The organism is Coleofasciculus sp. G1-WW12-02 (assembly GCF_040219735.1).
In the GTDB taxonomy this organism is placed as follows: domain Bacteria; phylum Cyanobacteriota; class Cyanobacteriia; order Cyanobacteriales; family Coleofasciculaceae; genus Coleofasciculus.
In genome coordinates, this window is the sequence record NZ_JAVJRX010000147.1 from 64791 (window position 1) to 79048 (window position 14258).

The window sequence follows — 14258 nt, forward strand, 5'->3', positions numbered from 1 at the left end:
ATGGATAACAAAGATGTGCAACAGGAGCGTGCTGGCATAGCCTGTGTTAGAGTGAGCGTAATTCCTTTGCAGTCGTTTTCCTCCAGCTTGTGAAAGGATTATGGTAATTACAAAACGTAGCCTCGTCGTTGGGGCGACCGCAGTAGTCTTAACAACGGTTGCAGTTACAGGGGCTGGTCTGCATTTATCTCAAAGTCAGGCTTTTTTTCAGGACAGCCCCAAAGAGTTAGTCGATGAAGTCTGGCAAATTATTGATCGCCAGTATGTGGATGCTACCTTCAATCAGGTGGATTGGCGAGCCGTTCGCCTTGAGTACTTAGAGCGCCCCTATGCTGACAAGCAAGAAGCTTACGAAGCCATTCGGGAAATGCTCAAGGAGCTCGATGATCCCTATACCCGATTCATGGACCCCGAAGAGTTCAAAAACATGCAAATTGATACCTCTGGGGAATTAACGGGTGTGGGGATTCAAATCGCCCAGGATGAAGAGACGAAAAAGTTAATGGTCATTTCGCCAATTGAGGATACGCCAGCGTTTAAGGCAGGTATTCTCGCCAGGGATATAATCGTTAAGATTGATGGTCAGAGTACCGAAGGCATGGATGTTAATGACGCCGTGCAACTGATTCGCGGGAAACCGGGTACTGATGTGACGCTAACTATTCAACGGGATGAGGAGGAAATCGACTATCAAATCACACGGGCGCGGATTGAAATTCATCCAGTACGCTATAGCTATCGGAGTACACCCACGGGTGGGATTGGTTATATTCGCCTGAATCAGTTTAGCGCGATCGCAGCACAGGAAATGCGAGAGGCGATTAAGGAGTTAGAAGCCAAGGAGGTTAATGGCTACGTCTTGGATTTACGCTCTAATCCGGGCGGATTACTCTACTCCAGCATTGAGATTGCCCGCATGTGGCTGGATAAAGGGAAGATTGTTTCTACGGTGAATCGTCAGGGTAGCTCGAATGAAGAGGTTGCGAGAAATCGATCCCTGACGGATAAACCTTTAGTTGTCCTAGTTGATGGTGGTTCAGCGAGTGCTAGTGAAATTCTTTCGGGTGCTTTGCAGGATAACGAACGAGCAACCTTGGTCGGAACTCAGACCTTTGGCAAAGGCTTGGTACAATCAGTACGCGGACTCGGAGATGGTTCGGGTTTAGCGGTGACTATTGCTAAGTATCTGACACCCAGTGGTCGTGATATCAATAAGGAAGGGATTCCGCCGGATATTGTCATAGAACTGACTGAGGAACAGCGCAAGGAATTGCAGAAGGATCGGACTAAAATTGGGACGCCAGACGATCCCCAATATGTCAAAGCTCTAGATGTTCTTAACCAGGCAATTGCCGAGCAACCCAATAATGGAGCATCGGTTCAGGCTCGATAGGTACTATCTAGGTTGACATTTTCCCGCCCGAATTAGTCCAACTCGGCGTGCGATCGCGTCTTGTTGAGATTCAAACGGTCCCCAGTGTTCTGAGGTTTCCTCACCTTCTACTTGAGTGCTCTTAACAATTTCGCATTGTCCATTTTTTTGCTTGACAATGTACCATTTTTGTGTTGCAGACATAGGGACTTAGAACAACAGAATGTGGAATAAAAAACAAATAACCAATAACGATCACGGACTTTGAGCCGAATCAAGCTGGAACATCACTGGCGCTTCCCCCGATCCACCGCCCATAATCACGACTTTAGCATTGTCGGAACTCGCCAGTTTTTCCATTGCTTCAATTTCCTTTAACCTGAGAAATTGCGGATTAAGAGCCTGAGAGATAAGCTTTTGAGCATCTGCTGTCCCTCTAGCTTCAATACGTTTGCGTTCTGCCTCTTGACGCTCTTTTTCTAAGGTAAATTTCATTTGCTGGCTTTCTTGCTCTGTAGCCAGCTTCTGCTGTACAGCCGCTTGCAGCGTTTCTGGCAATTTAACTTCTCTCAACAGAGCCTGATCAACCACAAAACCTAGGGGAGTCAACTGTTCACTTAGCCGTTGACGAAGCTGATTGGCAACCTCTTGTCGTTTCGACGAGTAAATGGCTTCGGCTGGATAACTAGCGGTAATTTCTCGCACCAGGGAACGAAATCGGGAAGTGATAATGTCCGTTTCTTCCGTGCCAATCGTTTTATACACATCGGCTGCTTTGTTAGGCTCAAGTCTGTACTGAAGAGAGACATCGATATTAAACGCTAATCCTTCCTGGGATGTCGCTTCGATGGTTTCCTTGATATCTCGCAGTCGCGTGGAAAAATCTTCCACCTCAGCGAACGGGTTCACTAAATGGACACCTGGATTGAGGGGGCGTTGATCTACTTTTCCGAATAATTCGACTACACCAACATTCCCCGCCGGGATAATAATCAGAGTTCTAAAAACGGAGGCAATCACAGCAACGACGCCAACGAGCAATGCTACGGCTCGCACGGTTAAGCTTGTCCGTTTATCGGGAATTTTGGCACTCGTCAAAAAGACGAGGATTGCCACAAGGGTGGTTAAGAGTGAAGCAATGAATGACATAAGCGTTTTTAAGGAATGGTTTCGTCAGTTTCTCTGTATTGAACAGCCGTCACTGGCGAGTTTATACCGATCACTCTGGCTTCAGGTTTGAATTCTACGCAGAAGATCTATTTTGGTTATAAAAATTAATATACAAGACCTTTCACGGGAAGTCTCTTGCGCTAACGACAGTCGGGGCGGGTTTAGCCAGATTTGGGTGAAACCGAAAAGATAATCGTAAAACCCGCCCCGAAAAACGTGCCCAGCTTCCAGACGTGCCATGGCACGTCTGGAACATGGCTCCCCCTGCTACTCCAAGGGATTGGTTCTGATCTGGATTTGACAGCGTTCGAGATAACTTTGGGCGGCGCGATCGCCAGAATGATAGTCTAGGCATTCTTGAAATAAACTGGTGGCTTCGGCAAAAGAACAGAAATGATACAACATCACGGCTTTTTCAAATGTATTTTTCGTGACAAGTTTGGCGTTTCGGAGTTCAGGAGGATCGGCGGAAAACACTTCAAATAAACCCACGGCTTTGGCTTTGCCTTTAGCTTTCACTTGTTCGATAAAGCGAAAGTCATAGTCTAAGGGATTATTTAACCGCCCCAAGGTTTGATGGGTGATTAAAAACGAAATCCCGTAGATTTTGGTTAACCCTTCGATCCGCGCGGAAAGGTTCACTGCATCGCCAATCGCAGTTCCATCCATGCGCCCCAATCCACCTACGGTGCCTAACATTAACAATCCCGTATGTAACCCAATACCAATCCGTAAGGGTTTCCGATTTCGTTGTTGTCGAATTTGATTATATTGATTTAACGCTTCCAGCATGGCAATTCCTCCTTGAACCGCATCATCAGCCAAATTAGGAAACAATGCCATAATCGCATCACCGATATATTTATCGATAAATCCGCCATGGTTTTGAATTTGTGGTTCCATATAACTGAGATACTCGTTAATAAACGCAAAATTTTCCGCCGGAGTCATCTGTTCTGATAAGGTGGTAAAATCCCGAATATCGGCGAATAAAACCGTCATTTCCCGTTCAACTTGATCCCCCAGTTCAACATCAACAATGCTCGCTTTGTCTAAAAAGCTGAGAAACTGAGCCGGGATGAACCGTTCATAGGCGGCGTTTAAGGTGGTGATATTGTCATAGAGTTTGGCATTTTCTAAGGAAATAGCCACTTGGGTGGCGAGGGTTCGTAACAGTGCCATGCGCTGTTGGGTAAAGGCTCCGGTTGTGAGATTATTTTCCAGATAGATAATCCCTTGGAGTCTGCCTTGATTAATTAACGGCGTACAGGCGATAGATAAACACTGATACTGTTGAATATAGGGATCGTTGGCAAAGTTATCGTCACGAGTCGCATCATTTAACACCACTGTTTTGCAAGTGCGGGCGACATAATGGACAATCTTTGAGGAGAGCCGTTCAAACTGCTCCAGAGGAATCGATTGCAGTACGGGAATGTCCTGGGAATCAGCTTCTTTTGTCGCTTCCACAAGTAACCCCTTGCTACTGGGTAAAATCAAGATACCCCGTTGTGCTCCAGCGTTTTCAACCAGAATATTCATTAAATTTGCCAGCAATTTATCTAAAACTATCTCGCTGGAAATCGCATTGGTGGATTTGATGGTTGTGGCTAAATCTAACAGTTCACCCTTCGTCGAGTCGCTGGTTGTGTAAGTATTGAATGTTTTTGAGATAGGCAGTTGAGCTGTTGGCGATCGCAACAATTTCGGGTATTTTGCTTCTAACACCTCAACTTTCCGTTTCGCCCCCCAAATTGTATATCCATAATGAGCATTTTTGATATAAATTTGAGCAAATTCTGGCTTGTTTTCCCCTAGCCAAAATCGAGCAGCTAGTTCATTGGCTAAAGCTTCATTTTGAATAAACTTGTTGACTCTGGCAGACTCAATGGCACGATCGTACAACCGCATCGCTTCTATCTCATGTCCCGAAATCCGTGACATTTCGGCGGCGATTAACAAATATTTATGCAGGAAGTTTTCGGGACAATTATCCGCCCAATTTTTTAGTTGCTGTTGATTTCGCTCTAACTGCTGCCAATACTGTTTCTTTGTGTCCTCAGTTGCCTCTGGATAAAGGGATGTCAGAATTAAGGAATAGTAAAAATTATATTCAGCCCCTTGGAAATGACCTAACACAAAATCGATAAAATTGCCAGCCTCTAAAATCGCGGCGAAAGCCATCTCAAACTCCTCATAGAGATACAATAGTTGAGCTTTAAAAATACTAAACGTACACAGCCAAGCCCAACTATTGTTAACGCGACAGGTTTCCAAATAGCCACATTCATTAAACTCGTCGTTGTGAAACTCTAGGTGACTCTGAGTCAGTCCCAACAAATTCAATAAAGCTAGGTGAAATCCCACCATGCCATCAATTGCCCACTGATTTTTTGTCTTTTGCAAAAACTGCAAATAATTGGGCAAAAGTTCCAGAATTTCTTCCAGATTTACCCCTTGATAAAACAAGTAACGCAACTGATGTTCTAAGGCATAGCCAGAGTGGCGTAATTCACCCGATGACAACCCCGCGTGATAGGCATCATCAAAAATCTGTTTGGCTAAATTGAGGGGCTTCACCCAATGATTTAAATGACCCGCCAAAACCAAACAAGCGGCACATTTTTGAAACGGACTGTTGAAGCGCTCACTCAACTTTACCGCCAAACAACCAAACTCATATCCTGATTGATAATCCCCTAAAACCGAACCCAAAATAATGCCATACGTCACATAACCCTTTGCCGATTCGGGAATATTGCCATAGCACAGAGAAATATTGACCATCTTAACCACAATAACAGGGTAGAGTTCCTGATTAGAAAAATAAGCAGGAGGGTCAATATTGATCAATAATTGCAATACCATTTTCTGTTCAGGACTCGTAATTTCCGGTTCTGATAACAATGAAGCAATCTCGCGATCGCCTAAGTTTTGTTTGGCTTGTTCAACTTCCACATCCAGCGCCGCTTTCAGCTTAGTTTTGGGTAAATCCACGCCAAACAACGCCAAGGCTTTTCGTCCGGTTTCAATCGCTTCTGAGTATCGAGCCATCAGCGTGTATTGAATACTGAGCTGTTTATAAATTTCTCCTTTGTCTAATATCGACTTCACCTGTTTCAAGGTAGACTTGAGCAGATCTTCTGATCTATCTAAATCTCCGTTTAAATATTCAACTAAACTTCGTTCTTTATATAACTCCAAAACCAAATCATACTGACTTGACCATGCTTCATCCGTTAACTCTTCCATTGCCACGACTAAATAGTCCCTAGCTGCCCCATAAGCCGTGGCATTTTTGGCTTGTTTCCCGGCTAACAGGTTTAACTTGACTAACTCTAACCGTTCGGCTACATCGGTGATCAGCGACCGACCTGCATTCAAGCGATCGACGATTTCAAAAAGTTTTTCGGTTCGTTCTTGGCTAGAGAGCTTTTCCAACAACAGCCGACCAATTCTCAGATTCAGTTCTTTTTTTTGATGGTCATTAATTAACGAATATGCAGCTTGTTGAATCCGATCATGTCCAAATTTATAGGACTGAATCAGCAAATTTTCATCGGCTTCGGATAAGGAAAAAATAAAGCCATTTTCTAGGGCGACTTTTAATAAGTCAAAAATATCTTGAGGCGATTTTTTCTCAACCCAGGTCAGAATTTTCAAGTCAAACTCTGCACCACAAGAAGCAGCTATGGATAAAATCTGTTGGCTAGAGGAGGGTAGTTTTTTCAGTTTCCCCACCATTAGTTCTACCACGTTATCTGTAAAGCCTGTTCGTTCAATCGCCGCCAAATCCCATTGCCAACGTCGCTGTTGCCGATTAAACTGTAGAAATTTCTCGCCGTATAATGTTTGCAAGAATTCATTCACAAAGAACGGATTACCTCCCGTTTTTTGCCAAACTAAACGGGCTAAATTGTGAAGCTGTGGCGGCGGATGCTGGAGAGTGTCGTGAGTTAAACAACTGATTTGCTCGAAGGACAGGGGATTTAAGCAAATAGTCTGAATCCCGTTACCCTTAATTTGCTGGAGTTTTTGCAAGGAAATTGCCAAGGGATGACTGACGGAGACTTCATTATCTCGATAGGCTCCCAAGAGTAAAAGATAGTGGGTTTCACCGTCGATTAAAATTCGTTCCATTAGTTTTAAGGTTGCCAAATCCGCCCATTGGAGGTCATCCAAGAAAATGGTTAACGGATGCTTAACACTGCAAAACGTGCGGATAAAGTTGCTAAACACCAAATTGAAACGGTTTTGGGATTCGTTGACGCCTAATAGGGGAACAGATGGTTGTTGACCGATAATGAGTTCGACTTCGGGAATAACATCAATAATAATTTGCCCATTTTTTCCCAACGCCTGCAATAGTTTTTCTCGCCAAACTTGCAATTGCTCCTCGGTTTCTCCTAATAATTGCTCAATCAACCGACGAAACGCCGTCACGATTGCCGAATAGGGAATAGTGCGTTGAAATTGGTCAAATTTACCGGAAATAAAATAGCCTCGACGTGCTGTAATTGGTTTATACAGTTCTTGAACCAAGGAGGATTTACCGATACCCGAATACCCAGTCACTAGCATCAAGTCAACGGTTCCTGTCGCACATACTCGTTCATAAGCTGCCAATAATGTGGCGATTTCGGCGTCTCGTCCGTAGAGTTTTTGGGGAATTTGAAAGCGCTCAGAGCTATCCTGTTGACCGAGAGTAAAAGAAGCAATAGTCTGGGTTTCTGTTAATTGTTTTAGGCAGGTTTCTAAATCCGCTTTTAATCCATCAGCACTTTGATAGCGATCTTCAGCATTTTTCGCCATCAACTTGATCACGATATCGGCAATCACGGGTGGAATCTGTTCGCCCTTTTCTGTCTCTTGATGGGATAGCGACGGTGGAGTTTTGGCGATATGACAATGGACTAATTCTAGGGGATCGGTACTAGCAAAGGGCAATTGACCCGTTAGCATTTCATAGAACGTCACTCCCAAGGAATAAAAATCGGTGCGATAATCTAACCCCCGATTCATTCTCCCCGTTTGTTCTGGAGAAATATAAGCCAGGGTGCCTTCTAAAATATTGGGATTTTTTAGGGTAGGATTTTCTCGACTCAGTTGAGTGGCAATGCCAAAGTCAATAATTTTTAGGTCTTGGGTTTCGGGATTAAAAACAATATTAGCGGGATTAATATCTTTGTGAATGATATGTTGAGCGTGAATTTGTGCTAAACTATTGGTAATCCCAATTGCCAGGACTAAAAATTCCTGTAGGGAAAGGGGTTCTCGCTGTTTCAGCCATTGTTGGAGAGAAAGTCCACCAAAATCCTCAAGGGCGATCGCGTAACTGCGTCCCCATTCTTCCAGACTATAGGCTTTAACGATACCGGGAGACTTTAATTGGCAGGTGAGATAATATTCTTGTTTATAGCGTCGAATTTGCTCGGTTGTGGGATAGTCTCGGTTAAGAAATTTGAGGATGACGGGTTGGCGATCATGAATCCGCCGAGTGCGATACACTTGGGAGTTCTCGCTACCATGGATTTGCCTGAACTCTTCGTATCCAGCAAGAGAAACCATGCCATGTATGACTAGAGGGGAATTTTAATATTCTGGTTGTAACATACAAGTTTCATAATTCGTCATTCGTCCTACTCGCTTCGCTCTAAGCAAGCTACCGGCTCGGCACAGCTAAAATTGTGGGATAGATTTGACGGTTTGATGGGCGCACGTCGGTGCGCCCCTACAATGCTAATCCACCATTTTAACTGTGCCACGCCACTAATACCTAATACCTAATACCTAATACCCAAAAACGTATTCAGCTTTCCCCTACTGATTCGGTTTGTAGTCAACGCTAATGTGGTTATGGCGAAAACAGCGCAACTACAAACCTAACTTCATTTCAGTGTCTATCCGTTGCCATTCCCATTCCCCGTAGTCGCCAGGACATTATCAGCTAACTTACCCGGAACTTCCTGGAGATGGTCATACTCCCAGTTAAAGAAGCCAATCCCTAAGGTGAGCGATCGCAACTCTATGATAAAGTCATGCATTTCCGCCTGAGGCAAATACCCAGACACTCGATCCCATCCGTTCCAACCCGAAACGGGTTCATAGTTGAGAATTTGTCCCCGACGTCCGGATATCAGTTGCAGCACTTTCGAGGTAAATTCCGTTGGCGCAGATACCTGAATTGTCATAATCGGTTCCAATAAAACCGGATTACACTTGGGCATTCCTTCCGTCATAGCCACTCGTGCGGCTTGTTTAAACGCCTGTTCCGAACTATCGACGGAATGATAAGACCCATTGGTTAAGGTGACTTCTACATCGACGACAGGGAAGCCCAAAGGACCTTGGGATAAATACTCCCGCACCCCCGTTTCCACACCCGGAATATACTGTTTCGGCACAGCACCACCGACAATCGTTTCCGAGAAGCTAAAGCCTTCACCGCGTTCCATGGGCTTAATATCCAGGTACACATCCCCAAATTGCCCATGACCGCCACTTTGGTGCTTATATCGCCCGTGGGAGGACATGGATTTACGAATCGTTTCTTTGTAAGGAATCCGAGGGAGATGAGTATTCATCGGCAAATTATATTTGCGCCGCAGTCGGTCTAACGCCACTTGCAGATGAATTTCACCTTGTCCCCAGAGGATAATTTCATGGGTATCCTCATGTTGTTCCCAAGCTAATGACGGATCTTCTTCTAAAAGCTTCGTCAGCGCCCCACTGAGCTTAACTTCATCTTTGCGCTGTTCGGCAGTAATCGCTAAGCCATATACGGGTTTCATTGCTGGGGCTTTCGGTAATTCTTTTGCCCCCTTCTCGTCTGTACTCAGGGTGTCACCGGTGTGAATCCCCTCTAATCGTCCGATCGCGACAATATCACCTGCCTTTGCCTCTGGAGTAGACTGTTGTTGCTGACCAAAGATATGGTATAGTCCACCAGCCCGAATCCCCTTGAGAACCGCGCCATCGGTGAGTTGACCTGCCCAAACCCGCGCCAGAGAAAGTTTACCCCCTTGGGGCGTGTAATAGGTTTTCAGCACCTGCGCCACGGTTGCACCACCTTTACCCGTCAATCCCCGACGTTCAGCCGTGGCTTCTGGGGCTGGGGCTTCCCGTAATAGGGCATCAACCAGGTGGCGCACCCCATAATCTTGTTCGGCGACACCGATAAATACAGGCACAATTAAATCCGCCCCCAATTCCATTTTCAAATCCTTGACAATTTCCTCTTGGGGCGGTTCAATTTCCTCTAAGAGTTCTTCGAGTAAGTGGTCATCAAAATCTGCCAACGCTTCCAGCATTTCTTCCCGTGCGGCGTGTTCGGCGTCTTTGAGGGACTCAGGCAGGGGTATCGGGTCAGCCGGAGCGCCTGTATGATAATGAAAAGCTTGTTCTGTGACTAAATCAATAAACCCGATTAGCTGTTCTCCTTTGCCAATCGGGTACTGATGGGGAATGATCGGGCGGGAGGATACCCCTTTCAAGGCGTCTAAAATCTGGCGATAGGATTGACCGCAGGCTCCCCCGTCACAGGAGAGTTGATCGATTTTGTTGACAAAGACGAGGTGGGGGATTTTCCAGTCATCCAGGAACTTGAACAAGGGGGCGAGCATCAGAACGCGATCGCTAGTTGGTTCGCAGACCACCACAGCGGCATCGACACCCATCAGAGCATTATAGGTTTCTTGGGCAAACTCAATCGAACCTGGACAGTCAATCCAGTTAAAGCGAATGTTCTGGTATTCGGTACTGGCGACATTAATCTCCACCGTCATCGTGCGATCGCGTGCTTCGGCGATCGCATCCCCTACGGTATTTCCATCTTTGATGCTTCCTTTGCGAGATGTTGCCCCAGTAACGAACAACAAACTTTCTAACAGGCTGGTTTTACCACTCAAATAAGGACCCACAATTGCCACATTACGGATGGCGGTTACAGCGTTTTGGTTCATAATTTTCCCCCGGACTAACGGTAATCAGGTGATCAGTTAAGGGAGTGAAGTCTTGTCTGCTCTCTCAATTCAGCGATTGGTTCACCTCTTAATCTGCCCATCTGTGGCATTTATCGTTTGGCTGAGCAGATGATCAACTCTCTGTTTATCTTAGCAGGGGGTTTGGGGAGGTTGTAAGACCCACGCTGTAATCTATGATGAGCGCGATGGGATACACGACTTCCCCAAGTTAATTTAGGTAACTTAATGTTCACCTAAATTAACATTTAACAGTACACGACTAACCATTAAATGTTATATAATAGTGGTATGCTGACCTTTAACTATCGCTACCGAATCTATCCAGATGCCACTCAAGAGCAACGGTTGATTGAGTGGATGGAAATTTGCCGCCGTGCATACAACTATGCATTGGGGGAGATAAAGGATTGGTGCAATAGTCGTAAATGCTTGATTGATAGATGCTCCCTGAAAAAAGAGTATATCATTCCAGCCAATGCCACATTTCCTGGTGAAGTGCAGCAGCTTAATAATTTACCGAAAGCTAAGAAGGAATTCCCCAATTTAAAGGCAGTTCCTTCCCAAGTTCTCCAGCAATCAATTAAGCAGTTGCATAGAAGCTGGGATTATTTTAGATCTCGTGGGTTTGGTTTTCCCCGACCTAAAAAGTTTGGGCAGTTCAAGTCGTTGCTGTTTCCTCAGTTCAAGGAAAATCCAGTAACAAACCTTCATGTCAAACTACCAAAATTGGGGACGATACCAATTAACCTGCACCGACCTATTCCATCTGGGTTTACGGTTAAGCAGGTGCGAATTATACGCAAAGCTGATAAATGGTATGCATCGGTCAACATTCAGTGTGCTATCAGTGTCCCTGACCCTAATCCTCACGGACACCCAATCGGGGTAGATGTAGGTGTAGGGGCGAAGCATTTGCGTACTATACTTATGCCACTTCCTGTTCACTAATCTCCGCAAATGCTTCGCCCTTACTTGCTGTTGTTGATGCCAGAGGCACTTCTCAGGAGTGTCCTGAATGCAAAAGTGAAGTCAAAAAAGATCTGAGCGTCCGGGTACATGATTGCCCTCGCTGCGGCTATCAAACCGACAGAGATGTCGCCAGTGGTCAGGTGATTAGAAACCGAGGAATAGAACAAATTAGTACCGCAGGACTTGCGGGAATGGAAACTGCCTGTGCAGCCGATCTACCGGGGACGTAGAGACGCGCTTTTGAAGCGTCTGTTCATCTAGGCAAGTGGCGAAACCCCGAAAGGGAAAAACCAGGAAATCCTCAAAGTGATTTGGGGAAGCCTACACCATAATCTCTAATTTGGTGTAGGAGGATGTCACAGCCATATCTGTTGCCATAAGGTATAATTCATAAGGCAAGTAATTTTAACATTTTTTTAACATTTTTTGATAATGGTAGCTGAATGGGGAAACCAGAAAAGCCGGAAGAAAGGTTTCAAATTCTTGAGGCTTAACGTGAGCTTACTGTTGCTGAGTATTAGCATTGATCCAGTTGCGGCTCATCCTTCCCTAGCATCAGAGCAGGTGGGCAGAGTTTCCCTGAACCCAGACGCGCCATGGCACGTCTCTACATACAAGCCTGCACCCCTATTCCAGACACAAGCCGCTCATGATCTGGCTCAATCTATCCCTCCCCTAAAACCAACCCAACCTGCTGCACTAGAACAGCTAAACCAGGGACTTGCGTTAATTCAGCAAGGGAATGTAACCCAAGCGATCGCGGCATTTCGTCAAGCCGCACAACTCAACCCCCAGCTTGCCCCAGCGCACTATAATTTAGGATTAGCCTTACGCCAAGCCGGACAATTACAAGCAGCCGCCGATGCGTTTTACCAGGCGACTCAGATCGCTCCCAACTTTGCTCTGGCTTACGCGAATTTAGGCGCGGCGTTGTTAGAAGGGAAGAATTTGCCCCAAGCACGGGATGCTTTGAGACGAGCAATTGAACTTGATCCGGAGTTGGGAGTCGCCCACTATAATTATGGGTTAGTGCTGTCTGAATTGGGAGAATATGAGGTTGCGATCGCGGCGTTCCAGAAAGCGATGCAGTTGAGCCGCAATGCGCCAGAACCTACTTATCATTTAGGACTGGTTTATTTGCGACAGGGACAGCTTGATCAGGCTAAAGCCGCATTTGAGCAAGCCATCAAAATCAGCCCCCAATACCCAGAAGCTTACTATAATCTAGGGTCAATTTTATTTGAACAGGGAGATTTAGATGGAGCGCTAGAAGCCTTCCGCCAATCTGCTGAAAGTAACTCTAACTATGCCAATGCTTATTATGGGGCAGGTTTAGTCTTTCTGCGCCAAAATCGATTAAGCGATGCCCAGCAAGTTCTAGAATATGCTAGAGACCTTTATCAGGCTCAAGGTAACGCTCAGTGGTCAGCCTCTGCTGAACAACTTTTGGAGCAAACTCGCGATCTCAACCGTTAGCTAGGGCTTGCTGCACCTTATTCAACAAGCCCTAATTAATTCTCTATATCGGTGATGGTAAATTTGATATCCATTCGGGAAGTAAAAAAGAGAATTTTGGCGAAATTTCGGGATACCACTCTTGGGTCAAGTTCTACCTAGATGAAAAGAATCAACGGGTGAATTATTTAGGATATAAGTATGACTTAAAGGGAGAGGATGGTTCCCAAAACCCTAATGTTGTTACCTTGCAGATGATTAACAATGTGATTAACATGCAAGGGAAGGTCATTGCCCAACTCTTTAAATTCAAAGGCGGATTCTTCGTCGGTCCCAGTCCCGAATGTGAAATGGCGATGGCAACGGTGGCTTATTATGAAAGTGTTCACGGCAAAATTATTGACAAGCGCCGGATTAGTATCAATAGTGCTACCTATGATTTAGTCTTGTATCGCAGTACGAATCCCAATGGCAGTCGCGGTGATTTTATTCGTTCCTTTTTCCCAATTTTCTTAGGAATGGATGATGGAGAAATACCAAACACAGATGAACCCGTTGTTGTCCCGATTGATGAAGTGACTAAAAATAATGGTGTAGTCATCATTGTCGCCAGCCAACCCAACCCCGAAGGAAATGACGAAGGGTATGAGTGGGTTGAGTTACAGAATACCACGAATGAGGCGATTGATTTATCCGGTTGGAAACTGCAAGATAAATTAAACCGTCCTGAAGAGATTAATGGCACGCTGCAACCTCAAGAAGTGAAGCGCTTTACCATTTCGCGAGCCAATCCGAATTCGATGCAATTGGGCAACAGTTCTGGTATTATTAGCTTACTCAATTCTGCTGGACAGGAGGTGGCAATGGTTAGTTATAGTCGTGCGAGTTCGGGTGAAGTGATTCGGTTTGGATCATAAAGGATTGTAGGGGAAAGTAGAGCTTTTTTGTCGGGGTGGGTTTCATGGTTATCCTGTCTTGTATTACCCCGATTAGACTAAACCCGCCCCGATTGGTTCCAGACACGCCATGGCAAATCTGGAACATTGTTCCTCCATCTCATACGCTTCAAAGACAAAAAAGAGAGGATTAAAATGTCAATCAACGGCACAATGATGCAATATTTCCACTGGTATATTGATCCCGATCTCATCCTGTGGAATGACGTTAAAACCCGCATTTCTCACAAAAGGCGTGATTGCGAATAGCAGAAACCTTACCAGACAAGGATTTAAGCCCATTTCTTCACCCCCAGTTGCACAGAACAGTGTGTTGCGCCTTCAAGCCTCTGAATAATCATTTTTCTCAACCTA

At 45.2% G+C, this 14258-nt stretch carries 7 protein-coding genes and 1 pseudogene; 4 read left to right on the forward strand and 4 right to left on the reverse strand.

Annotation, left to right across the window (positions count from 1 at the left end):
- The first annotated feature begins 100 nt into the window (after window positions 1-100).
- Window positions 101-1393, forward strand: a complete 1293-nt coding sequence (gene ctpC, locus RID09_RS24315) for a carboxyl-terminal processing protease CtpC (protein WP_446338492.1) — start codon at window positions 101-103, stop codon at window positions 1391-1393.
- A gap of 3 nt (window positions 1394-1396) precedes the next feature.
- Here ctpC and RID09_RS24320 read toward each other — a convergent pair whose 3' ends face one another.
- The 4 genes from RID09_RS24320 to RID09_RS24335 form a co-directional block, all read right to left on the reverse strand.
- The gene (locus tag RID09_RS24320) at window positions 1397-1576 is read right to left on the reverse strand and encodes a hypothetical protein (RefSeq protein ID WP_446338493.1); all 180 of its coding nucleotides are present in this window, start codon (window positions 1574-1576) and stop codon (window positions 1397-1399) included.
- A gap of 51 nt (window positions 1577-1627) precedes the next feature.
- On the reverse strand, window positions 1628-2521 hold the full coding sequence (locus tag RID09_RS24325) for a prohibitin family protein (RefSeq protein ID WP_446338494.1): 894 nt from the start codon (window positions 2519-2521) through the stop codon (window positions 1628-1630).
- A 288-nt stretch (window positions 2522-2809) separates the two neighbouring features.
- Entirely contained in the window at window positions 2810-8110 is a 5301-nt protein-coding gene (locus RID09_RS24330) for an AAA family ATPase (protein ID WP_446338495.1), read from the reverse strand.
- 332 nt (window positions 8111-8442) lie between these two features.
- Complete coding sequence (locus RID09_RS24335) at window positions 8443-10503, reverse strand: elongation factor G (RefSeq protein ID WP_446338496.1); 2061 nt, start codon at window positions 10501-10503, stop codon at window positions 8443-8445.
- Between the two features lie 309 nt (window positions 10504-10812).
- On the opposite strand from RID09_RS24335, the pseudogene RID09_RS24340 reads away from it, so the two are divergent.
- The 3 genes and pseudogenes from RID09_RS24340 to RID09_RS24350 all read left to right on the forward strand — a co-directional run.
- Window positions 10813-11803 (forward strand): annotated as a pseudogene (locus tag RID09_RS24340) (zinc ribbon domain-containing protein); the annotation flags it as partial.
- A gap of 344 nt (window positions 11804-12147) precedes the next feature.
- Window positions 12148-12969, forward strand: a complete 822-nt coding sequence (locus RID09_RS24345; protein ID WP_446338498.1) for a tetratricopeptide repeat protein — start codon at window positions 12148-12150, stop codon at window positions 12967-12969.
- Between the two features lie 104 nt (window positions 12970-13073).
- On the forward strand, window positions 13074-13865 hold the full coding sequence (locus RID09_RS24350; RefSeq protein ID WP_446338499.1) for a lamin tail domain-containing protein: 792 nt from the start codon (window positions 13074-13076) through the stop codon (window positions 13863-13865).
- Window positions 13866-14258 lie beyond the last annotated feature (393 nt).

Coding starts and splice junctions, on each gene's coding strand:
- ctpC (WP_446338492.1), top strand. CDS start 101: ATGGTAATTACAAAACGTAGCCTCGTCGTTGGGGCGACCGCAGTAGTC.
- RID09_RS24320 (WP_446338493.1), bottom strand. CDS start 1,576: ATGTCTGCAACACAAAAATGGTACATTGTCAAGCAAAAAAATGGACAA.
- RID09_RS24325 (WP_446338494.1), bottom strand. CDS start 2,521: ATGTCATTCATTGCTTCACTCTTAACCACCCTTGTGGCAATCCTCGTC.
- RID09_RS24330 (WP_446338495.1), bottom strand. CDS start 8,110: ATGGTTTCTCTTGCTGGATACGAAGAGTTCAGGCAAATCCATGGTAGC.
- RID09_RS24335 (WP_446338496.1), bottom strand. CDS start 10,503: ATGAACCAAAACGCTGTAACCGCCATCCGTAATGTGGCAATTGTGGGT.